The sequence below is a fragment of the Winogradskyella endarachnes genome, assembly GCF_009741275.1.
GTDB lineage: Bacteria > Bacteroidota > Bacteroidia > Flavobacteriales > Flavobacteriaceae > Winogradskyella > Winogradskyella endarachnes.
In genome coordinates, this window is sequence record NZ_WOWS01000001.1 from 185,802 (window position 1) to 208,725 (window position 22,924).

Sequence of the window (22,924 nt, forward strand, 5' to 3'; positions counted from 1 at the left end):
AAAAAGAAATGTGACATTTGTCACATTTCATATAAATTTTGATTTTATTAGTTCTTATTATTTAGCAACTCTTAATGCTTCAGCATAAGCAGTACTAAATTCACTGTTTTCAACAGCCTTTGCTGCTTTTTCAACATCGTATTCTGCTCTTTTAAAGGTTACCTTTATAGCTTCAGGATTAGAGGGTATAGTATTTTGATTGAGTTCTAAAATAGCATAACAAAGTCTAGAATCGCCATCTTTTGGTTTCCCAACGGAACCAATATTTACAACATGTTTGTAACCATTTTCGCTTTTTATAATACGATGAAAGGGTTTGTGCGTATGTCCACATAACAATACATCTGCTTTATGGGAGTTCATCATTTGTAAAACTTCAGCTTCCGGATAATCAACAACCATATAATCGTTAATTGCTTTTACGCTACCATGAACCATTAATAAATTAAATGGTTCTTGATTAGTCATAAAATTGAGTGCTAAATGTCTAGGTAGATTAATAAGGTAATTTCTATTTTCATCTGAAACCATTGCACGCGTTAAACCTTTGTTAGATGGTTTTGATTCTTGAACAATAGGTAACAACAAGGCTTCGTCATGGTTGCCCATAATGGTAGGTATGTTTCGCTCTCTGATTGCGTTAACGACTTCATTTGGCCACACATTATAACCAACCAAATCGCCTAAACAATAAATGGCATCTACATGTTCCGCATCAACATCTTTAAAAAACGCTTCTAAAGCTGGTAAATTAGCATGTATATCTGAAAAAAAAGCGATTCTCATTACTTTACAATTTTAGGTGTATCAAAGTACTTCTTTTTCAACCAAAAGGACACACGAACCAGTAAAATTAAAGCTGGCACTTCTACTAATGGTCCAATAACGCCTGCAAATGCCTGACCAGAATTTAGTCCAAAAACAGCAATAGCAACGGCTATGGCTAATTCAAAATTATTTCCTGCTGCTGTAAATGCTACAGCTGTGGTTTTATCGTATTCTGCTCCTGTTGCTTTTGTAAAAAAGAAACCAATGATAAACATTAAAGTAAAATAAACTAAAAGAGGAACGGCAATGATTAAAACATCCATTGGTATTTCAACAATTAACTCGCCTTTTAAAGAGAACATAATGACAATTGTAAACAGTAATGCGATTAAAGTTAATGGCGAAATAGTTGGTATAAACTTGTTAGTGTACCATGCTTCGCCTTTTAATTTAACTAAAATAACACGACTTAAAATCCCTAAAACAAAAGGAATGCCAAGATATATAGCAACACTTTCTGCAATAGTTGCAACAGAAATGTCTACAATGGCACCTTCAAATCCAAAATAGGGTGGAAGTACTGTGATAAAAATCCAAGCATAAAAACTATAAGTAAATACCTGAAAAATACTGTTTAAAGCTACTAAACCAGCACCATACTCGCTACTTCCATCCGCCAAATCATTCCAAACTAAAACCATGGCGATACAACGGGCTAAACCAATTAAAATCAATCCAACCATATATTCTGGATAATCGCGCAAGAATATAATGGCTAAAAAGAACATTAAAACAGGGCCAATAATCCAGTTGAGAATTAATGAAATGGATAGGATTTTTGTGTTTCTAAACACCTTAGGTAGTAAGGCAAAATTCACTTTAGCTAAAGGAGGATACATCATAACTATTAACCCAATTGCAATGGGAATAATAGTGCTTCCGCTGCTAAATGAATTGACAATTTCTGGAAATGATGGAAAAAAATAACCAATTGCAACACCAATAGCCATGGCAGCAAAAATCCAAACGGTTAAATAACTATCTAAAAAACTTAATTTCTTTTTCATTACTTATGCGTTGATTTGAGAGAAAATGTAAAATAATTCAGTGGCAATTTGAAGACTTCTTTCATAGTACTTTTCTGCTTGTTGTGGTGTGTTATCAAAGGCCTTTGGGTCTTCAAACGTAATAGGAATACGTTTTTCAGCACCAGGAACAAAAGGACAAGCTTCGTTTGCAGAATCACAGGTCATTATAGCAGCGAACTCTGATTTTGGATTAAAGTCATCATCTAATTTCTTAGAAAAACCAATGATAGGATGCTCATTTTGACCATACTTAATGCTATAAACTGGGTTTTTAACTTCGGAAAGCGTTTTTATTTTAAAACCAGAGTTTTCTAGAGTTTCAGCAACCATTGGAAAAAGTGCTGTAGCTTCCGTTCCGCCAGAATAACAAAACACATTTTTAATGTTGAAGTAATGTGCCATGGTTTGTGCCCAAACTTGAGATAAATGACTTCGACGTGAGTTATGCGTACAAATAAAATTGATGCGTATATCTTGGTTATTTGAAACCTTATTTTGAATGAATTCTACTAATGGCTGTAGGACTGTTTTTCTTTCTTCGGAAATCGTTTCCGGGTTTAAACCTTGCACTAACGTTTCTATTTCAGAAAAGAGGTTGGATTTTGTGGTTATCATTTTAATATGTTTTTAGGTTTAACAACAGTTGCCATCTGGTGTACAACAAGGTTCTTCAGTTAAATCTCTAAATTGTAATTTTGGTTTCTCTGCAGGAATTCCGCAATTATCTTTTGCTAAACAATCTGTTTGTTTATTGGTTAACAAGAAATTTGTACCATTAAAATCTAACCCGAATTTACCAATAGTATCGCCTTGGTATTCTACTTCGATTTCTAAATCTTCAATACCTAATACTTTTTCAGAAAGTTCTATAATATCAACTAGTTTTTCAGGATGTAATCTGTGGTCATAATCATCTGCATTCCATAGTTGAAAGTTTACAACTTCTTCGTTTCTAACGGTTCCTCCACAATCGATGAAGTTTTTGGTAATTTTACCAACTTCTGTTACGTGAAAATGACTAGGAACCAAATCGCCATTTGGTAATTGAAACGCGATGGTTTCTAATTCTTTAAGCTTGTTTTTAATTTCTGATAATTTCATAATATATTTTTATTTGTTTATTGCAATATTGCGATTATTAAATTCAAAATTTTTTTAGCAACAATCTGTTTTTGAAATGTCTTGGTCTAAAAACTGCATTATTATGGCTTTCATTTTAGTCCAATTTTCACCGTCAATACAGTAGCAAACACTTGTGCCTTCAACATTGCCTTTAATTAAGCCTAAAAGTTTTAATTCTTTTAGATGTTGAGAAATGGTTGGTTGGGCTAATCCTATTTCGTTAACTAAATCGCCACATACACAAGTATCCATTTTAAATAAATGTTGTAAAATAGCGACACGAGCAGGATGACCAAATGCTTTAGCTATTACAGCTATTTCATTTTGTAAGTCTGTAAAAATTTCTGTTTTAGCTAATCCCATTTTAATTGTTGTATTTGTTTATTGCAATATTACGATTAATAAATCAAATTCAAAACAATTTTAAACTTTTTGTGAATAAATTAAGAGAATAGGGAAGTGGCTATAATTCTAATTGAGCGTAGTAATGTTTATATTTCTAAAACTCACTTCTCCATGGCCTTTGGCTTGTAAACCAATATAACCAGTTGCAGAAAAACTATCTATAGTATCAATGGTTAAGGTGTCATTAATCCACACTTTCAGTTGGTTTTCTTTGGTTAGTATTCTATATGTATTCCATTGGTTGATTGTGGAAACATTTGCTAATGGATTTGCTCTTGCGACAACAGCACCTGTTCTATTCGTTTGGTCAGGATGTACATCCCAAATATTAAGTTCGTAACATGTCTCAGGATTCATGTTTTCGCTATTACAACGTATAAAAACACCAGAATTTATAGTGCTATCTGGTTTAAATTCTAACTTTAATTCAAAATTGCTATAGTGTTGTTTTGTAATAAGGTAGCCTTCTCCTTTTTTAATTTTACCAGTAAGAATGTTATTAGAAAATGACCAATTAGCTTCGCCATAAGACGACCAATCATTTTCGTTCTCTTGAAATAAGTTTTTTGATTCCTCACATGCTAAAATTAAGAACAATAAACTAAAGTAGATGGTAAATTTTAATCCTAAATTTTTAGTCATTATCTGGGTTTAATTAAGCTTGCTTCCAAAGTTTTTGAATCATTTTTAAATCTGATCTCATAGCATCAAAAACCACTTTTTTATCCACTTTAAATTCACTTCGTCCTTTTTCTGCACCTCCTAAATCATATTCTAAATGAAGTGATACTGGTGGATTTAATCCGTAAGACTTTAGAAGTTTAAAGTATTTTATAAAATCTACCATACCTTCTCCAATAGGCACATTTATTACTTTGTATTTTCCATTAACCTTTGCCCATTTGTAATCTTTTAATACTATGGTTTGAATGTTATCATTAAGAAGTTTTAATCCATTCTGCCAAGATAATCCGCCATCTACCATAGCATGACGAATATCGTATTGAACACCAAAATAATCTATGTTTACGCTTTCTAATAATTGATTTATTTCCCAATATGATGCGCCAACTTTGGTACCAGCATGGTTTTGATAACAGCCTATAATATTATGTTGCTTGTTAATTTCTCCTAGGTTTTTAATCTGTTCTTGGTAGATGGCAATGGATTCTTCCATGGTTATCTCTTCATGGTATTTGTACCAATTCATTCTATAAAATTGTACATGATGTTTGGCAGCTGTTTGAATAATATCTAAATCGAAAGCATTATTAATATCAGTTATAGCAGTGGTAATCATTTTGCAAGAAGAGCCAACAGAATTAATATCGCTTATGGCTTTTGGTAAGTCAGTAAGTGTATCTTCTGGTAGTACATGTCCTTTTGGTCTAACTGTTAAATCTAGTCCGTTAAAGCCTAATTCTGCAGCAACTTCAGCCGCTTCTTTAATATCTAAAAACTGTAAATGTTTTGAGAAGAGATGAACATCTAGTGGTTTGTCATCTGCAATTCCACTAGACATATTCATTAGTAAAGGTGCAATAGGAATTCCAGCTACAGTAATTCCGGTTTTTTTAATAAATTTTCTTCGAGATAAATTCATAGTTTAAAATATTAGAATCCAAGCGTAATAAATGGAAAGAAGTGATAAAAACAATATCCCTAAATAGGTTAAGATTTGTAATCTTAGTTTTGGTTTATGGTCTAATGGAACTTCATTACTCATTACATTTTTTAAATTCATATAACCAACTATAGGTGCAAGGACAAAAGAAGTTGCAGTGGCTACCGCTAAAATTAAGCCCATGTTTGCACCAAGCGCATATAATACAATAATGCTCATTACAGCTATTATTATAATACTAGAAGCGTAGTATTTTCGTCCTTTAAATTTTTGGTGTTCACCAACTAATAAACCAATGATATCTACACTCACTCTTGCTATGGCATCATGTTGTGTTAAACAGGTACTATACATGGTTGCGAAGGCAGAAATAGCAATAAATACATAAGCCCAATTACCAATATGGCTAGAAAATAGGTTAATCACTTGGTCTGCAAAAATAGTTGCGTTTCCGCTTAATTCTGTGCCAGAGCCATAAAGCGTCATACAACCAATGGTTAAAAAGAAAATCGCTAAAACAGCAGTCATTATATAACCTAAGTTAAATTCTTGTAATGCTTCCTTTAATGGTGGTTTTTTAAGGTCTACTTTATATTTTTCAGCGCTCCAAAGGCTTAGCCAACTACTGCCTTCTACAGCTGTTGGCATCCAGCCGATTAAAACAATTAAAAATAATATACCTGTTTCGTTAAATATTTCTGGAGCTTTAAAATTAGCAATAGGAGCGATTTGACCTTTGTTAATTACGAGTACAGTGGTTACTAATAAAGCGCCAAATAATATAGGAATTAAGAACTTCAGTGTGGTTTCTAATAATTTATATTTTCCTATAATTAAAATGATACTATTAAAAATAAACAAACCTAAAGCCACTGTGGTTATTTCAACATCATGGATGCCTAAAATATTAATTAAAAGACCTGCTGCAATAGAACATAATGCAGCAGGACTAGCAATGCTAGTCGCTAAAGTGATAAAAGCGTACAACCATAAATAGCCTTTTCCTCGATTACTGTAGCCTTCAATGTTACTTTTACCAGTAATGTTGGTATATCTAATACCAAATTCAAAAAATGGATATTTTAAGAGATTAGCCAAAATAATTGGGATTACCATAATCCAGCCATATTGAGCACCTGCTTTTGTGGAAAGTACTAAATGCGATGTTCCGATTGCCATACTTGCAAACAACAGACCAGGACCAAGGTTTTTGAGTATTATTTTAAATTTATTCATGGTGTGGCTGGTGTTAATATAAAATTTCTAGTTTTTGTTGGTCTTCAACTATAATTTCTCCAGAATTAATGAGCGTGTTATTTTTATGATGATTATTCTTTTCGCCCCAAAGAAGCGCGACAAGTTTTACATTATTATTCTTAAATGTGTTGTCTGAAATATCCACATTGATAATACCTGGTGTTTTTATTAATAGACCAGATTTTTCTGTTTTACCACAATTTGTAAATAGATTATTAGAAAGCGTTAAAACACCACCAATAGTAGATTCATCATAGCCACCTCTGTAAAAATGAATAAGATTTTGATTGATAGTATTGAATTCACAATTGTTGAAAGTCACCATTTCTGCATTGTAATCGCCTTTTTCATCAGCCGCTAAAACAAAGCCATTTTTACTATTTTTAATCACTGTTTTTTTGAAGTTGATGCTATCCGCAAAAGACCCTTTTGAAGCTTTTAAAATGTAGTTGAAATTGTCAATACTGCAATCTTCTATAAATAGATTATAAGCTGAAGCCATATTTTCAGCGAGAGGTGCAAACGTGAGTTGATTCCCTTGTCCTGTTATATTTATATTTTGAAGTTTAAGATTCCCTTTAGGATGCATTTCAAATAAAGGTGTGTGTGCTTTTCCTTTATAAATAATTTCAACTTTATTTTCTCCATTAGCTCGAAGCGTTATGTCTTTATCAATTTTAAGAGATGTGCTTACTGAGTATTCAGTGTCAGTGAGTTCAATAATACCGCCTGGTTGTGCTTGTTGAATTAATTTTGAAAGCTCGCCAGGATTTGATGATGCCTTAAGTACATTAGGTTGAGTAGTATCTATTTCAGTTGAAAACCAATCTGGTCCATACTGACTTTTGTCAATTTTAAAGTTTTCAGCAGCAGCTAATTGGTTAATTGCGCCAACTTTATTGTTATCATTGCGAGATGAACCAAATAAGTCGTTTTTAATTCTTTCAAAGTCATAACCATTAAATACGCTATCTAAAACTTTGTTGTTAGTTTCAGGTACATATAACCAGTTATTGATTTTCTTCATTTTTATGGTTTCATTTTGAAACACATTAAATTCTGAAAAGACATTAGCATTGTTATCTAAAACATTATTCTTAAATAGAATTCCGCTCATATCATCATGATTAATCAAAGGCGCTTTGTCTGATTTTGTATTATAAATAAGGTTGTTAGCAATAGTTGTTCTTATAGGAGGCGCGGAACGAATTTCGCTTTTAGGTAAGACGTCTACACTTGCTAAATTTTGACCAACACCTATTTGAAATGGCGATTTACAATCTATCCAAGTGTTATTAGCAACTACAACATCTACAACTTGTTTATAACGATTTAAAGGTGTCATAGGAATTCCATTCATTATGGCTAGCGGACTTCTAAATTGTTCGCCTCGTATTTTGTAGAAATAGTTGTTAGTAATCCAATGCCCTGTATTTACAACCCTTATTCCACCATAAAAATCAGAATCGTCGCCGCCAATAAAAATGTTTGAGTCTACAGTGGCATAATTGCTATGTCTTAACACCAATGAGCCTTCGCATTTATAGAAGATATTGTTGGTAAATGAGTTGTAATTTGTTTTATCTGAAATGATTTCAACCTCGCCATTACAAGCTTCAAAATAATTGTTAGAAACGTTAACATAGCCTGGTGTAAATCTTGTTTTGCTGTCGCCAACTCTTATGGTTTCTGCTCTTGGACCACCTTTTCTTGGTCTTGGACCAAAATAATTATTCACAATCTGGTGATGATTATTAATGTGTTCGTTGCCTGTAAAAAAGACTCTAATTGTTTCGCCATCATTAGATTTTCCAGAAATATAACAATGGTCTAATTGATTGTGTTTGCCGTAAAATTCTACCCAACGGTCGTTTGTAGAGCGGTTTGGTTTTGTGAAACCTTCAATGACTGTATTTGTAACTCTAGTGTGGTTGGCAATGCTATCTTTATTAATCATGTATTTAATGATAGAACTTTTGGGAGAATAGCCATTTCTAAAATATAAACTTTCAACATTAAGATGCGTGCCACCTAAATGTAAAAATGATTGTCCTTCGATAAATACTTCGCCTGGTGTTTCAGCTTTTAGCGTAATAGGAGCGTCTTTAGTACCTAAGCCATAGAATTTTATTTTGGCATCTTTCCAAATACCATTAGCTAAAATAATTGTGCTACCTGGTTGAGCTTGCGTAATGGCATTTTGAAGCTCATTAGTGTTTCTAACTAAAACTTCGTCGTTAACTTTAGTTGTTTTGTTGCAAGAAAGTAGTAAAAGCGTTGTTAAGACTATAAGTAGATTGTGTTTCATTATTTAGTTTATTAGATAAAGTATGTAGAGATTTATCTTGATGTTGTCATCGTCCCATCCAACCGCCATCAACAAGTAGAACACTGCCATGCATATAGCTTGATGCTTCAGAGCATAAAAACACTATTGGACCAGCGAAATCTTCAGGTTTTCCCCAACGTTCAGCTGGAATTCTAGAAAGAATGGCCTCAGAACGATCTAAGTCTTTTCTCAAGGCTTCAGTATTATCGGTACTTATATAGCCAGGAGCAATGGCATTAACATTAATCCCTTTTGCAGCCCATTCGTTAGAGAATGCCATGGTTATTTGGCCAATTGCGCCTTTGCTGGCCGCGTATCCAGGTACTGTAATTCCGCCTTGAAACGTTAATAATGAAGCAGTGAAAACAATTTTACCAGACTGTCTAGTAAGCATTGTTTTGCCAATTTCTCTTGTTAGTATAAACTGTGCTGTTTGGTTGACTTCAATGACGTGGTCCCAAATCTCATCGCTATGTTCTGATGCTGGAGCGCGTTTTATGGTGCCTGCATTATTCACTAAAATATCTATTACAGGAAAATCGTCTTTTACCATCTTTATAAACGCATAAAGCGCTTTTCGGTCACTAAAATCGCAGGTATACGCTGTAAATGTTCTACCGAGTTTAGTGATTTCTTTTTCTACATCACTTCCCTTTTTTTCTAAAGAGGCACTAACACCAATAATGTCTGCACCAGCATCTGCTAAAGCAATTGCCATAGCTTTGCCAATACCTCTTTTACAACCAGTGACTAATGCTGTTTTTCCATTAAGTTGAAATTTATTTAATACACTCATGTTAAATCATTTTTATAAATACGAACTTGGATGTGAATTTTTAATGAAATTAGTTAATAAATTTAAATATTAGTTTTTTAAACCTTGATTAACTCAGAATTATAAAAATACGAGGTTAAATTGGAATAAAATAAGTAAGTACTATTATTTTTAGAGTAGGACAAAAAAAAGAGGGCAGAAGCCCTCTTTTAAATATGTGAAGTGTAAAATTATGCACTCTCTTCCATGGTATGATATACATTTTGAACATCATCATCTTCTTCAAGCTTTTCTAATAGTTTTTCTACATCTTCAGCTTGTTCTGGAGTGATTTTTTTTGTAACCTGAGGGATACGGTCAAAACCAGAAGAAATTATTTCAATATTGTTAGTTTCTAAATAAGACTGAATATCTCCAAAACTTTCAAAAGGCGCATAAATCATAACGCATTTTTGCTCTTCTCCATTTTCGTCTTCATCTGTATCTGCAAAAATTTCTTCTACACCAAAGTCTATTAATTCTAGCTCTAATTCCTCTAAATCGAAATCTTTGTCTTCAATTTTAAAATTACAAGTATGGTCAAACATAAAAACAACTGAACCAGATGTTCCTAAACTTCCATCCGTTTTATTAAAATAAGACCTTACATTAGCTACAGTACGTGTGTTATTGTCCGTTGCAGTTTCAACTAAAACGGCAATACCGTGTTGTGCGTAACCTTCAAAAAGTACAATTTTATAATCGCCTTGTCCTTTTTCGCTTGCTTTTTTTATAGCACGTTCTACATTGGCTTTCGGCATATTTACCGACTTTGCATTTTGTATAACTGCTCTTAAGCGTGCATTACTATCTGGATCAGGACCGCCTTCTTTTACTGCCATTACAATGTCTTTACCAATACGTGTAAAGGCTTTGCTCATTGCAGACCAACGTTTCATTTTTCTTGCTTTTCTAAATTCAAAAGCTCTTCCCATAGTAAAAAAAGTTATAAATTATTAAGTTTTAAAAATGCCTAATCTAAAATATAAGACAAGGCATAGCAAATTTAAGAAATTATTAAAAATCTTGAAGTATGATTATTGGTAAATGTGAATTTTATCTCTAATTGATTGGAAGGTTGAAGAAAATAAGAGCGTAGAAGTGAGAGCGTAGAGAATTCAAAAAAAGAATAAAGAAGATAGAGAAAAGAAAATAGATTTTAAGTGTAACTTGAATAGCTAGAGCGTTGGAATGCTATTTTTTCAAAGTATTTAATTCTAACCATCTAACCATCTAACCATCTAATCATCCTCTTCCTCAACAATAGCTTCAATAGCTTCGGCAAGTTTAAAATCTTTAATGGTTACACCATCTTCGTCGTGTGTGGATAACGAAATTTTTAAAATATTGTATTCATTGCTCCAATTAGGATGATGGTTTAAGGCTTCGCACTCAAACGCAATACGACTCATCGCACTGAAACAATCCTTAAAATTATCGAATTCATATTCGGTATGAATGGCATTCTCGTAATAATCCCATTCCGGAAGATGTAATAATTTCTTTTCTATAGTATCATCGTCTAATTTCATAAGCTGGGTTTTCTTTAAAATTACTATTATTTTCACTATTGAAACAGGAAAACGGGCTCTTTTATTTAAAAACTACTTTTTTAATTCTTCTAAAACGGCTTCACTTGTAATTTGAAGATGTTTTGGCAGTTTATTAAACTTTGGTAAAACGGCTAAATAACGGTCTTCATTAGTAGTAAACACTTGCTTTGTAAGTACTTTTTTATCTGTAATAAGCGCTAGGATTTCCTTGATAAAATCATCATGATGCACTAAATCTGTGCTACCAAGATGAAAAATACCATGCTTATTTCTGTTAATGATGTAATGAATTTGTTGCGTCATTTTTTTATCTAACGTCACATTCATTATTAAGTTAGGAAACACCTCTACAGCTTCCTTTTCTTTTATAGCTTTTTTTAGCTCATTTAATCGTGGTGAAGCAGGTCCAAATACCATTGGGAGTCTAATTATTGCGACCTGCTTTTTGGGCATTCGTAATAATAAATTTTCAATCTTTATTTTAAAATGTCCGTATACACTATGGCTTAATGTTTTGTCTAATTCGTAACTTGGATATTGACTGTAAGCATCAAAAACATTAGCCGAAGATAAAAATATAAACTTACACTTATGCTTTAAAACGTATTCTATAATATGTTGATGCGCAATAACTTGTGCGTTAAAATTTCCGCGAAGTGCAGAAATAATTATAGAAGGTTTTGTAGCTTCAAGAATTTCGTAAACATCATCTTCTTCAACGTTGTATTGAAAGAATTGTTTGTTCTTTTCAAATTCCTTTTTTGGGATTCTGTAGGTGCCAAAGGTTCTAAAATAAGGTCCTAATTCTTTGTAAATGGCATTACCAATATAGCCACTTGCACCAAGTACTAGAATACGATGTTTTTGCGCTGTTTCCTTCTTCATTAATCACACAACATTCTATCAATTAACCTTTAAAAAACGGCAATTTTATAACCGTAGCAGGAATGGCTTTTTTACGCACTTGGATATGGATTTTGCTATCTACCTTAGAAAATACTTTTGGTACATAACCCAAACCAATACCAATACCTAAACTAGGGCTCATGGTACCAGAAGTTACATTGCCAATAGTTTTTCCACTGCTATCTACAATATCATAACCTTGGCGAGGAATGCCGCGTTCGTCTAATTTAAAAGCGACCAATTTACGTTCTGGTGTGCGCTCTTTTTCAGCTTTTAAGGCCTCACTATTTGTAAAGTCTTTATTGAATTTACAAACCCAACCTAATCCGGCTTCAATTGGCGATGTTGTATCATCTATATCGTTACCATATAAGCAATAACCCATTTCTAAACGTAAGGTGTCTCTTGCAGCTAAACCAATCGGTTTAATTCCGAAATCCGCACCAGCTTCAAGGACTTTGTCCCAAATTTGTTTTACTTCAGAATTTTTGCAATAAATTTCAAATCCGCCACTACCAGTATAACCCGTTGCCGAAATAATGACATGCTCTATACCTGCAAAATCACTAACAATAAAGTTGTAGAATTTTATGTCTGCTAAGTCCTGGCTAGATAAAGATTGCATTGCGTCAACGGCTTTTGGTCCTTGTATGGCTAGTAAAGCGTAGTCTTCACTTAAGTCGCGCATTGTTGCACCAACATCGTTTTTAGAGGTAATCCAGTTCCAATCCTTTTCAATATTACTAGCGTTAACTACTAATAAATAGGTTTCGTCTTTAATTTTATAAATAATTAAGTCGTCTACAATGCCACCATCATCATTTGGTAAGCAGCTGTACTGTGCTTTTCCTATTTCTAATTTAGAAGCGTCGTTACTAGATACTTTTTGTATTAACGCTAAAGCATTAGGACCTTCTATTAAAAATTCGCCCATATGAGAGACATCAAAAACACCAACCGCTTTTCTAACCGTTTCGTGTTCAGCGTTTACACCTTCATATTGAACTGGCATATTATAACCAGCAAAAGGAACCATTTTTGCACCAAGTGCTTGGTGTGTAGAAGATAATGCAGTGTCTTTCATATTAAATACAGATTTCTTAATTTATCATTATTTGAAAGCAAAATTAAACAAATTTTTAAGCTTTATTCTAAAAATCCATAATCCATTCATCAATAGATTTATCGCTTGTGCCGTGCAAAACGGAAATGTCGCCTGTAGACTCAAAAATGACCGCCTTAACCTCTGATAATTGTATCACATTGGCTTCTCTTAGCTTAGCTTTTATGTCAGAATTTGAGACTTTACATTTTTTTAAATTGGCTTTTAATAATTTGCCATCTTTCATTAATAACGTTGGTTTGTTGTCAATTATTTGTTGTACAAATTTTGTTCTTCTGGCCGCAGCCACTAACATTTGTATAGAATATATAATTGCCAATGCGCTAATGCCATATTGTAAAGACACTGATTTAGAAATTATAACTGTTGCCATTATGGAACCAATAGCAACTGTCAAAGAAAAGTCGAAACTAGACATTTTAGAAAAACTTCGTTTGCCACTTATGCGTGTTAAAACTATTAATGCTACATAAATACCTATCGTTGTTAATATAATGGAAAGAAAACCATCTGTTGAAAATTTAAACCACTCTTTCATAATTCTTTCGTTTTTAAGTTAAGATGAAATAAGCTTTAAAATGGAATCAATTCTTAACTCAAATACGATTAAAATTAGTCTATACAATAATTTTTAAAGCTGGAAGATTTTAATATATGATATGCGTTAAATCTTTTAGCAATTGCAATACAACCTTCTTTAAATATTGAAGACCTTAGTAAAAATTAATATTTAAATCATTTATTATGAAAACTTTATATAAGGAGATTGTTGAAACTAATTTAGAATGTATTATAGACTGTAGAATCTGTTTTTCTGAAATGTCAGGAAAAGAAAGTTTTAACGATTGTCCTAAATGTTGTATTCAATGCGCAGATGCTTGCGATATGTTAATAAAGGTAATTACCGCAGATAGTGTGTTTATAAAACAGTACGCTTTATTGTGTGCCGAAATTTGCGATTATTGCGCAGATCATTGTGGTGAGCATGAGCACGAACATTGTAAAACATGTGCTAAAACCTGCAGAAAATGTGCAGAAGCCTGTAGAAAAATCGCAGCATAATTAAAAATTTTAAAACACATTATGGCTATATTAGGAAATATTATAAAAGGTGTCATTGAGCTAAAAGACACGTTTACTACTGAAATTATTCATGAAAAAGCACAAGAAAAAGTATTAAAGGAATTGCTTGAAACGGCAAAACACACACAATTTGGAGCTCATTTTAATTTTGAACATATTTTAGAGAGTGAGAACCCTCAAAAATCGTTTGCAGCGCAAGTGCCTTATTACGATTATAATAAGATTAATGATAACTGGTGGCACAAACTTCAAGATGGTGAAACTGATGTCACTTGGCCAGGAAATCCATCATATTTTGCGTTGAGTTCTGGTACAACTGGGAAAACTAGTAAACGAATTCCGGTTACTGATGCTATGATTGAAGCTATTAGAGGTTCTGGAATTAAACAGGTGTTTGCACTCAATAATTTTGACCTTCCTGCAGATTTCTTCGAAAAGGAAATTATGATGCTTGGGAGTTCTACCGATTTAATTGAAAAAGACGACCATAAAGAAGGCGAAATTAGTGGCATTAGTGCAAGTAATATTCCATCTTGGTTTAGAGGATATTATAAACCTGGAGATGAAATTTCGCAGATTGATGATTGGGACGACCGTGTGCAGCGTATTGTAGAACGCGCAAAAGATTGGGATATTGGTGCCTTAAGTGGCATTCCGTCTTGGATAGAATTAATGCTTCAAAAAGTTATAGATTATCACAATTTAAATCACATTCATGAGATCTGGCCCAACTTGCAAGTGTATACATCTGGAGGCGTCGCTTTTGCACCATATGAAAAGAGTTTTAAGGCCTTATTAGGAAAACCAGTTACCGTTATTGATACGTATTTGGCTTCGGAAGGTTACATTGCTACGCAAGTACGACCAGAAACTGATGCTATGCAACTGAATACAGATAATGGTATTTATTTTGAATTTGTACCTTTTAAACCAGAATATATAAATGAAGATGGTTCCCTAAAAAAGGAAGCACCAGCGTTAACCTTGAAAGAGGTTGAAAAAGACCAAGATTATGTATTAATTATTAGTACAGTAAGTGGTGCTTGGCGTTATTTAATTGGCGATACTATAGAATTTATAGATGTGAAACGTGCCGAAATTAAAATTACTGGAAGAACTAAATTCTTTTTAAATACAGTTGGTTCGCAATTATCAGTGAATAAAATGGATGCTGCGATGCGGGAATTAGAAGAAAAATTTGATACCACCATTTCAGAATATACTATTTGCGCTAAACGAGGCGATGATGATGAGTTTTATCACTATTGGTATTTAGGTTCTGATGTAGAAGGTGTTGATAATTCTGAAATAGCGAAGGCTTTAGATGAAAGTTTAAAACAGGCGAACAAAAATTACAAGGTCGCACGAAACAAAGCATTACATGGTGTAAAAGTGACTATAATTCCACCAGAACGTTTTTACGATTGGAACGAAAAAAACAAGAAAAAAGGTGGACAAGTAAAAATGGAACGTGTTATGGGAGAAGAAAAGTTTGCAGAATGGGAAGCGTTTATTGAAGGGTCTTAATAGATTTCAACTGAATAAAATATTAAAAAAGCTATTATAGAAGTAATAGCTTTTTTGTTTTAAAAAATGAAATGGTTGTGATTTATCAATCCTCAATCAATGCTCGTTCTGCATCTCTATGTGCTACTAATTCCATAATTTCTTCAGGTGATAGATAATACTTTATAATTCTATCTTTATAAGATTGCGTAATGTCAGCGTGGTTTAAAATAAAGTCTTTAGTCTTTAAAATATAGTCTTCCATGCCTTGGGCTACAGCAAAACTATCTGCACAACGTTCTGCTTCAATTATAGAATTTTCAGAAAACAAATATTTTAGTCCAAACCAAATAAGATTGCCTTTTGTTCTATCTTGGTAATCCATAATATGGCCTAATTCATGACCAATCCAACCAATAAAAATATCATCTGGTATGTGTCTGGTTAAAAATTCCTTATCTGCAATTTTAAATTTCTCACTAATAAGAATAATGTAATTTCTATCCTTTTTAGACTTAAAAAAACTGCCAAATGTTGGTCGTGCTTGCATCGTCGATTTTTTAATATTTTTTTTAAATCTAAATTCTATTTTAACATTGTCTAATTGCGGATAATAAGCTAAAGCCGTTTCTACATTAGTTCGTATATCTTCTGGTATTTTGTGCTGTGCACTCATATGTTGTGTACTTAGTATTACTATTAGAATCATGAATTTTTTCATAATACTTCAATGTAAGTTTTACTATAATTTTAGTTTAAAGGTTATGCTGTAAATCTTAACTCATTTGATTGGATAAACTTTATATTTCCACTATTTCCATAATACTACAACGTGTAGCAATTAAATACTTTTATATGTAGTAATTTTGTGAGTCAAAATAATTAATAGAAAGAGGAGGAAAAAGAATTGTCTTTTCAACGTACCCAAGAAAAATTAAAAATACTCGCAGATGCCGCAAAATATGACGTGTCTTGCTCATCTAGCGGAAGCAAACGCGCTAATACTAACAAAGGTTTAGGAGATGCTACTGGCATGGGAATTTGTCATTCTTACACCGAAGATGGTCGTTGTGTGTCGTTACTTAAAATACTATTAACCAATTATTGCATTTTTGATTGTGCGTATTGCGTCACTCGAAAAAGTAATGATATAAAACGTGCTGCTTTCAAGGTTCAGGAAGTTGTGGATTTAACTATCAATTTCTATCGCAGAAATTATATAGACGGCTTATTTCTCAGTTCTGGCATTTTTAAAAGTGCAGATTATACCATGGAACGCTTAGTGGCTGTGGCAAGGAAACTGCGATTAGAAGAGAACTTGAATGGTTATATTCATTTAAAATCAATTCCTGGAGCTTCAGATGAATTAGAATTAAAACTTTCGTTAAGATACTTGCCTAATTTCTTCCTTGGCGGAAATGTATCGTTTTCATGTGGCTCTAAAGTAAAATTACACCAATTATGATATGATGGAAACGCTTCAATAGTTGCATTTCTGTAGTGCAGTTTTGGTCTGTTTTCTAAACCCGTAAGTGCGCGTTCTGTAATATTAATCCAGTTAGAATCTGGTTGTTCTTCTTGCCAAACATGGCCAGCACCTGGCTCTTTTGAGTTTTCAAAAACTAGAATTTGGATTTCTTTATTGTGTTGCGATAATTGGGTGATAACATTTTCTAAAGCATAAAGCCCTCTAGGACCAAGACCAATGATAGCAAGTTGTTTCATGAGGGAGAAGTTAATAAAAAAACCACCTAGAAAAGGTGGTTTAGTAAAAAAAATATGTATTCAATTTTAAAATTGATATCTCACTCCTAAAGCAATATCAAAGTCTAAATCATCATTGACGTCTCCAAAGCCTATTTCTGGTCTAAAATCTAAAGATAGTAATAACGGAAAATCAAAGCTATATTCTATACCTACGTTACCAGCTAAAAAGGCAAACGTGTCATTGTAGTCGCTTTCGTTATTATAACTATCAAAACTATAAGAGCCAAGACCAGCACCTGCACCTGCATACCAGTTAAAATCGCCTTCTAATTGCCAAACCCATTGGTAAAGACCAGCTAATTTAAAACCGTCATAATTATTACCACTTCGCCATCCTAAATCTACTTCTAATCTGTTGTTATCGCCTAATGCACGTTGGTACGAAACTTCTGTTCCAAAGCCATCACTGTCTCCAATTCGTAATCCTATGGCGTTATCTGCGATGTCTTGAGCAGATGCTATTGTTGTAAATCCTATTAACAATGAACTTAATAAAAATAATTTCTTCATAATAATTTTGCTTTAAAATTTTTAATTTTAGCAATTGCAAAATTGCTTTCTTTCATAACGCCAAAATTATACCAAAATTGATTGTTGAGCATTTTTTTTAGCACAATTTTATAACCTGAATCCATCAATTATTAACGTATATGCTAAATGTAGACCTTGAAAAGCTTAAAAGGCTAAATTCTGAATTAGAAGGCGAATTACATTGTGACGATTTAATGCGAAAGCTATATGCAACAGATGCTTCGGTTTATAGAAAATTACCAATGGCAGTAGCTTTGCCAAAGCATACTGAGGATCTAAAACGCTTAATAAATTTTGCTAAGAATAATAATACCTCTTTAATTCCTAGAACAGCAGGAACTTCGTTAGCAGGACAATGTGTAGGTGAAGGTATTGTTGTTGATGTATCAAAATATTTTACGCGTATTTTAGATATTAATGAATCTGAAAAAACGGTAACGGTTCAGCCAGGTGTGGTAAGAGATGAGCTGAATAATTATCTCAAACCTTTTGGCTTATTTTTTGGCCCTAATACTTCAACGTCTAATCGTTGTATGATTGGTGGCATGGTTGGTAATAATTCTTCAGGAACCACATCCATTCAATATGGTGTAACTAGAGATAAAGTAATTCGTCTTAAAACTATTTTAAGCGATGGTACTGAAGCGGAATTTTCAGATTTGACATCTGAAGAATTTCATCATAAAACGAAATTAAACACGCTTGAAGGTCATATTTATAAAACCATATTTGAAGCGTTAGAATCTGAAACTATTCAGAATCAGATAATAGATAATTTCCCAAAACCCACGATACATAGAAGAAATACAGGTTATGCTATTGATGAACTAATTAAGTCTAATGTATTCTCAAGTTCGACTTCAAGTTCAAGTTTTAACATGTGTAATTTGTTAGCAGGAAGTGAAGGTACATTGGCTTTTACAACGGAAATCACGTTGCAACTTGATGATTTACCACCAAGTGAAAGTGCTATGGTTGCGCTTCATTTTAATAGTATTGAAGCTTGTATGAAGTCAGTTGCACATGTGATGAAACATAATTTACATGCTTGCGAAATGATGGATGATTCTATTCTGAATCTTACAAAGCATAATAAAACGCAGCAACGCAATAGAACATTTATTGAAGGTAATCCTGTTGCTATTTTAATGTGCGAGTTGCGTGCTCACACTTCGGAATTACTTCAACTAGAAATAGATGCATTTTTACAAATCGTATCGCAATTAAATTTAAGTTACGCGCAACCTGTTTTAAAAGGTGTAGATATCAATAAGGCTTTTGAACTACGAAAAGCAGGTTTAGGTCTGCTAGGAAATATTGTTGGCGATAAAAAGGCTGTAGCTTGTATTGAAGACACAGCGGTTGCGCTTGAAGATTTGGAAGATTACATATCTGAATTTACAGCGCTAATGACAACCTTTAACCAAAATGCCGTTTATTATGCACATGCTGGAGCAGGAGAGTTGCATTTACGACCTATTTTAGATTTAAAACAAAAAGAAGACGTTCAGCTTTTTAGAGAAATTACTACTGCTGTTGCTAAACTTGTAAAGAAATACAACGGTTCTATGTCTGGTGAACATGGCGATGGTATTGTGAGAGCGGAATTTATTCCGTTGATGATTGGTGCGCCTAATTATGAAATTCTTAAACAAATAAAATCTGCGTTCGACCCTCAAAATATTTTCAATCCTCATAAAATAGTTGATGCTTATTCTATGGATGAGAATTTACGTTACGAAACTAATAGAAAAGAGCCACAAATAGAAACACTATTAGATTTCTCGAGTTCCGAAGGTATTTTGCGCGAAGCTGAAAAATGTAATGGTTCTGGCGATTGTAGAAAATTACCTGAGTTTGGCGGAACTATGTGTCCGAGTTATAGAGCCACAAAAGATGAAAAAGATACCACACGAGCAAGAGCAAATGCGTTACGAGAATTTTTAACACATTCTGAGAAAGCGAATAAGTTTAATCATGAAGAATTAAAGCAAGTTTTTGATTTGTGTTTGAGTTGTAAAGCCTGCTCAAGTGAATGTCCAAGTAGCGTAAATGTAGCAGCTTTAAAAGCCGAATTTCAATACCAATATCAACAAGCAAATGGTGTCCCTTTTAGAACAAAATTGTTTGCTTATAATAACAAAATTAATGGGTATGCGAGTAAAGTTCCGAAGCTAACAAATTTTATGTTTTCTAACGGATTTACAAGTTCCATTATAAAATCAGTTGGCGGCATTGCTAAACAACGTAGCTTACCTTTAATCTCAAATAAAAGTTTAGATAAAGAACTTCAATTAATTAATAACAAGTTAGTTAACAAAAATTGTATTAAAGAAGTGTTTCTCTTTAATGATGAATTTACCAATCATTTAGATACTGAAATTGGTGTAGATGCCATTGAGCTTTTAACACGTTTAAATTACAAGGTTTCCATCATTACAAATGCAGAATCTGGTAGAGCAATGCTCTCAAAAGGTTTGGTTGCAGAGGCGAAAAAAATGGCAAATAAAAACGTGTCCAAATTCAAAGATTTGATAACTGAAAACACACCTTTAATAGGTATAGAACCTTCAGCTATTTTATCGTTTAAAGATGAATATTTAAGATTAGCAGATGATAAAGAATCGGCAAAATCCATTGCAAAAAACACATTGATAATTGAAGAATTTATTCAACAAGAAATTCAATTAGGAAACATAAAACCAGAACAATTTACTAAAAATATTAAGACCATTAAATTTCATGGTCATTGTCATCAAAAGGCTTTGGCAAATCAAAAATCGAGCTTTGATGTATTGAGTTTACCAGTAAACTATAAAGTAACCATAATACCAAGTGGTTGTTGTGGTATGGCTGGTAGTTTTGGTTATGAAAAAGAGCATTACAAAGTGAGTATGCAGATTGGAGAACAAACCTTGTTTCCTGCTATTCGTAAAGCTTCAAATGATGTTATGATTTCTGCGAATGGAACAAGTTGCAGACATCAAATTAAAGATGGAACTGGTAGAGTAGCTCAGCATCCTATATCAATATTAAAAGACGCTTTACTTTAGCTTTTCTTTCTTCTTTTTGTTAGCTTTTGGTTGCTCAACGATAGTGATAGCGGCAATTAAGTCTTGCATATTCATATCTTTTAAATCTTCATCTGCAAAGAAAGCAGAGAGTTTATCTTCGCTGTAGCTGTAGATTTTCCAGCGTTTAAACTGATATTCTAGCGCAGTAAAATTCTCTACCCAATCACCAGAATTTAAATAGGTTGTATGTCCTTTTTTAGTTTCAATTTTTAACATTTTTGGCTGATGAATATGTCCACAAATCACATAATCATAGCCATTCTCAATAGCTAAGTCTGTGGCTACCGTTTCAAAATCGTTAATATATTTTACAGCTCCTTTTACACTGTTTTTAATCTTTTTAGATAGTGAATACCGTTCTTTGCCGAGTTTATCTAAACACCAATTAGTACATTGGTTCATTAGTATGAGTAAATCGTAACCATAACCACCAAGTTTTGCCAACCATTTGGCATTCTGAATGGAAATATCAAAAACATCACCATGAAAAAACCAAGCGCGTTTTCCGTCTAATTCTAAAACCAATTTGTTAACAATAGAAACGTTACCAATTTCTGTATCGGTAAATTTTCTAAGCATTTCATCATGGTTGCCAGTAATGTATATAACTTCGGTACCGTTTGCAGCAAAGTCCATTATTTTTTTAATGACACTAAGATGAGATTTAGGGAAGTAGCGTTTTTTAAATTGCCAAATATCTATGATATCACCATTTAAAATCAGCTTTTTGGGTTCAATACTGTTTAAATACGTTAAAAGCTGTTTAGCATGGCAACCGTAAGTACCTAAGTGTACATCTGAAATTACTGCTATTTCTACTTTTCTCTTTATTTTCACAATAGTTAAAATTATACATGCAAAGAACATTAATTTTTATAGAAACAGAGTTACCCTATAATTAACTATCAATGAGTAAATTGTTATTAAAACATGAACTAAATGTTATGTGTAATTACAGGTATTACAATTTTGTAAAAGTCAGTAAGCTTGGCTAAATTGTTTTCACTAAACCATTTTGTTTTAAAATAACTTAACGGTCTGTTATTTTATGTTTGGTATTAGCAGTAATGAAATGGTATTATGTTAATTAAAGATGTAACTTTCTAATTCTTGAGAATTATATACACTAATGTTAGAAGGAAAATCTAAGGACCCTCCAAAAGTAGTCATTAGAGTTAAGAACTGTTCGTTTAGCTGAAAACTCTGATTGGCATCAGATTTAATAAGTCCAATATCTTCCGCATAATAATTATTAATTACTAGTATGTCTTGTGCATCTAAAATAGATTGCGAAATTGGGAAGCCTATATCTATCACAGTACTAACCTCTATATTAACCTTAATTTCAGTATGTATAACATTAGTATACGTTGTTTCATTTACAGTTAATGAGCTTAAATTGTTGAGATATGTATTTGTAATTTGGTAAGTAGTAGTTATAGGTAATATTTGGCCATTTAAGTCTACATCTTCTGTAAAACTATTAGTATCACTGTATAATTGCGTATCTAAGCTAGCATTAGTGTCGTAAAGTGTGAAATCGGTTAAATTAATATCTGGAATTGGTAACTCTTCAGTTTCGGATAATATTTCAAAATCTCCATTATATAATAAAGTAGAGTTTGATGTTATAAATGTACCAGAACCAAAGAAGGTATTCATAGTTCCGTTAGCAGGTGCAGTTCCATTATTAACTGTCATAGTAAACATATTGTCGGCAACAGAATTTATAGTTACTACATCAGTAGCACTGAAGTTTAATTCAGGATTAGATTCACTTGTGTTTTCTACACTATAATTCCAGGTGTTATCTAAACCAATAGGAAAATAAATACCATCTGAAGTTTCATTATTGGTATCATCTGAGGAGCATTCAAACATTAATAAGCTAAACACTAAAATGAATAAATTAAATTTCATAATTGCACAATATTACATTAATGTTATAAATGTAAACAATTGAATTAAAAAGCT

At 32.7% G+C, this 22,924-nt stretch carries 23 protein-coding genes and 1 pseudogene; 4 read left to right on the forward strand and 20 right to left on the reverse strand.

Translation table 11 applies throughout. The annotated features are described in order from the left end of the window. Positions 1 to 57: 57 nt before the first annotated feature. From GN138_RS00885 to GN138_RS00955, 15 genes are all read right to left on the reverse strand, one after another. Positions 58 to 786 carry a metallophosphoesterase family protein gene (locus GN138_RS00885; protein WP_157361433.1) on the reverse strand — a complete coding sequence of 243 codons (729 nt, stop codon included), beginning with the start codon at positions 784 to 786 and terminating at the stop codon, positions 58 to 60. Continuing rightward, a complete protein-coding gene (gene arsB, locus GN138_RS00890) occupies positions 786 to 1,835 on the reverse strand; it encodes an ACR3 family arsenite efflux transporter (protein WP_157361434.1) in 1,050 nt (349 codons plus the stop codon). Before arsB ends, GN138_RS00885 begins: the two co-directional genes overlap by 1 nt. A gap of 3 nt (positions 1,836 to 1,838) precedes the next feature. Next, positions 1,839 to 2,471 carry an arsenate-mycothiol transferase ArsC gene (locus tag GN138_RS00895; protein WP_157361435.1) on the reverse strand — a complete coding sequence of 211 codons (633 nt, stop codon included), beginning with the start codon at positions 2,469 to 2,471 and terminating at the stop codon, positions 1,839 to 1,841. 18 nt (positions 2,472 to 2,489) lie between these two features. Further along, positions 2,490 to 2,957, reverse strand: coding sequence for a DUF6428 family protein (locus GN138_RS00900; RefSeq protein WP_157361436.1), 468 nt, complete (start codon positions 2,955 to 2,957; stop codon positions 2,490 to 2,492). A 54-nt stretch (positions 2,958 to 3,011) separates the two neighbouring features. Further along, on the reverse strand, positions 3,012 to 3,341 hold the full coding sequence (locus GN138_RS00905) for an ArsR/SmtB family transcription factor (RefSeq protein ID WP_157361437.1): 330 nt from the start codon (positions 3,339 to 3,341) through the stop codon (positions 3,012 to 3,014). A 108-nt stretch (positions 3,342 to 3,449) separates the two neighbouring features. Continuing rightward, positions 3,450 to 4,025 (reverse strand): 3-keto-disaccharide hydrolase, encoded by a 576-nt coding sequence (locus GN138_RS00910; RefSeq protein WP_157361438.1) that lies wholly within the window; start codon positions 4,023 to 4,025, stop codon positions 3,450 to 3,452. Between the two features lie 13 nt (positions 4,026 to 4,038). Beyond that, a complete protein-coding gene (locus GN138_RS00915; RefSeq protein WP_157361439.1) occupies positions 4,039 to 4,986 on the reverse strand; it encodes a sugar phosphate isomerase/epimerase family protein in 948 nt (315 codons plus the stop codon). Between the two features lie 3 nt (positions 4,987 to 4,989). Then, complete coding sequence (locus GN138_RS00920) at positions 4,990 to 6,243, reverse strand: NRAMP family divalent metal transporter (RefSeq protein ID WP_157361440.1); 1,254 nt, start codon at positions 6,241 to 6,243, stop codon at positions 4,990 to 4,992. 13 nt (positions 6,244 to 6,256) lie between these two features. Beyond that, complete coding sequence (locus tag GN138_RS00925; RefSeq protein WP_157361441.1) at positions 6,257 to 8,572, reverse strand: chondroitinase-B domain-containing protein; 2,316 nt, start codon at positions 8,570 to 8,572, stop codon at positions 6,257 to 6,259. A 46-nt stretch (positions 8,573 to 8,618) separates the two neighbouring features. Next, the gene (locus tag GN138_RS00930; RefSeq protein WP_157361442.1) at positions 8,619 to 9,389 is read right to left on the reverse strand and encodes an SDR family NAD(P)-dependent oxidoreductase; all 771 of its coding nucleotides are present in this window, start codon (positions 9,387 to 9,389) and stop codon (positions 8,619 to 8,621) included. Between the two features lie 209 nt (positions 9,390 to 9,598). Then, a complete protein-coding gene (locus tag GN138_RS00935; RefSeq protein WP_157361443.1) occupies positions 9,599 to 10,342 on the reverse strand; it encodes a YebC/PmpR family DNA-binding transcriptional regulator in 744 nt (247 codons plus the stop codon). Between the two features lie 306 nt (positions 10,343 to 10,648). Beyond that, positions 10,649 to 10,939, reverse strand: coding sequence for a 4a-hydroxytetrahydrobiopterin dehydratase (locus tag GN138_RS00940; protein WP_157361444.1), 291 nt, complete (start codon positions 10,937 to 10,939; stop codon positions 10,649 to 10,651). A gap of 72 nt (positions 10,940 to 11,011) precedes the next feature. Continuing rightward, positions 11,012 to 11,845, reverse strand: a complete 834-nt coding sequence (locus GN138_RS00945) for a sugar nucleotide-binding protein (protein ID WP_157361445.1) — start codon at positions 11,843 to 11,845, stop codon at positions 11,012 to 11,014. Positions 11,846 to 11,867: 22 nt separating this feature from the next. Then, entirely contained in the window at positions 11,868 to 12,950 is a 1,083-nt protein-coding gene (gene gcvT, locus GN138_RS00950) for a glycine cleavage system aminomethyltransferase GcvT (protein WP_157361446.1), read from the reverse strand. Positions 12,951 to 13,017: 67 nt separating this feature from the next. After that, positions 13,018 to 13,527 carry a DUF421 domain-containing protein gene (locus GN138_RS00955; RefSeq protein WP_157361447.1) on the reverse strand — a complete coding sequence of 170 codons (510 nt, stop codon included), beginning with the start codon at positions 13,525 to 13,527 and terminating at the stop codon, positions 13,018 to 13,020. A 206-nt stretch (positions 13,528 to 13,733) separates the two neighbouring features. On the opposite strand from GN138_RS00955, the gene GN138_RS00960 reads away from it, so the two are divergent. Further along, the gene (locus GN138_RS00960) at positions 13,734 to 14,051 is read left to right on the forward strand and encodes a four-helix bundle copper-binding protein (RefSeq protein ID WP_157361448.1); all 318 of its coding nucleotides are present in this window, start codon (positions 13,734 to 13,736) and stop codon (positions 14,049 to 14,051) included. A 21-nt stretch (positions 14,052 to 14,072) separates the two neighbouring features. Continuing rightward, positions 14,073 to 15,599: a GH3 family domain-containing protein gene (locus tag GN138_RS00965; RefSeq protein ID WP_157361449.1), complete on the forward strand. Its 1,527-nt coding sequence runs from the start codon at positions 14,073 to 14,075 to the stop codon at positions 15,597 to 15,599. Positions 15,600 to 15,684: 85 nt separating this feature from the next. Here the strand turns inward: GN138_RS00965 and GN138_RS00970 are convergent, their stop codons facing one another. Next, positions 15,685 to 16,299 (reverse strand): hypothetical protein, encoded by a 615-nt coding sequence (locus GN138_RS00970; RefSeq protein WP_231743010.1) that lies wholly within the window; start codon positions 16,297 to 16,299, stop codon positions 15,685 to 15,687. A gap of 186 nt (positions 16,300 to 16,485) precedes the next feature. Between GN138_RS00970 and GN138_RS16120 the strand changes: the two are divergent. Beyond that, a pseudogene (locus GN138_RS16120) lies at positions 16,486 to 16,947 on the forward strand (putative DNA modification/repair radical SAM protein); the annotation flags it as partial. On the opposite strand, the gene GN138_RS00975 reads toward GN138_RS16120, so the two are convergent. Beyond that, positions 16,911 to 17,303, reverse strand: coding sequence for an FAD/NAD(P)-binding protein (locus GN138_RS00975; protein WP_157361450.1), 393 nt, complete (start codon positions 17,301 to 17,303; stop codon positions 16,911 to 16,913). The pseudogene GN138_RS16120 and the gene GN138_RS00975 sit on opposite strands and share 37 nt — an antisense overlap. 66 nt (positions 17,304 to 17,369) lie before the next feature. Next, positions 17,370 to 17,855 (reverse strand): hypothetical protein, encoded by a 486-nt coding sequence (locus GN138_RS00980; protein ID WP_157361451.1) that lies wholly within the window; start codon positions 17,853 to 17,855, stop codon positions 17,370 to 17,372. A gap of 140 nt (positions 17,856 to 17,995) precedes the next feature. Between GN138_RS00980 and GN138_RS00985 the strand changes: the two genes are divergently transcribed. Then, positions 17,996 to 20,929, forward strand: coding sequence for an FAD-binding and (Fe-S)-binding domain-containing protein (locus tag GN138_RS00985; RefSeq protein WP_157361452.1), 2,934 nt, complete (start codon positions 17,996 to 17,998; stop codon positions 20,927 to 20,929). On the opposite strand, the gene GN138_RS00990 is transcribed toward GN138_RS00985, so the two are convergent. Then, complete coding sequence (locus tag GN138_RS00990) at positions 20,921 to 21,817, reverse strand: UDP-2,3-diacylglucosamine diphosphatase (protein WP_157361453.1); 897 nt, start codon at positions 21,815 to 21,817, stop codon at positions 20,921 to 20,923. The genes GN138_RS00985 and GN138_RS00990 overlap by 9 nt on opposite strands. A gap of 216 nt (positions 21,818 to 22,033) precedes the next feature. Further along, a complete protein-coding gene (locus GN138_RS00995) occupies positions 22,034 to 22,870 on the reverse strand; it encodes a hypothetical protein (RefSeq protein WP_157361454.1) in 837 nt (278 codons plus the stop codon). Positions 22,871 to 22,924: the final 54 nt, after the last annotated feature.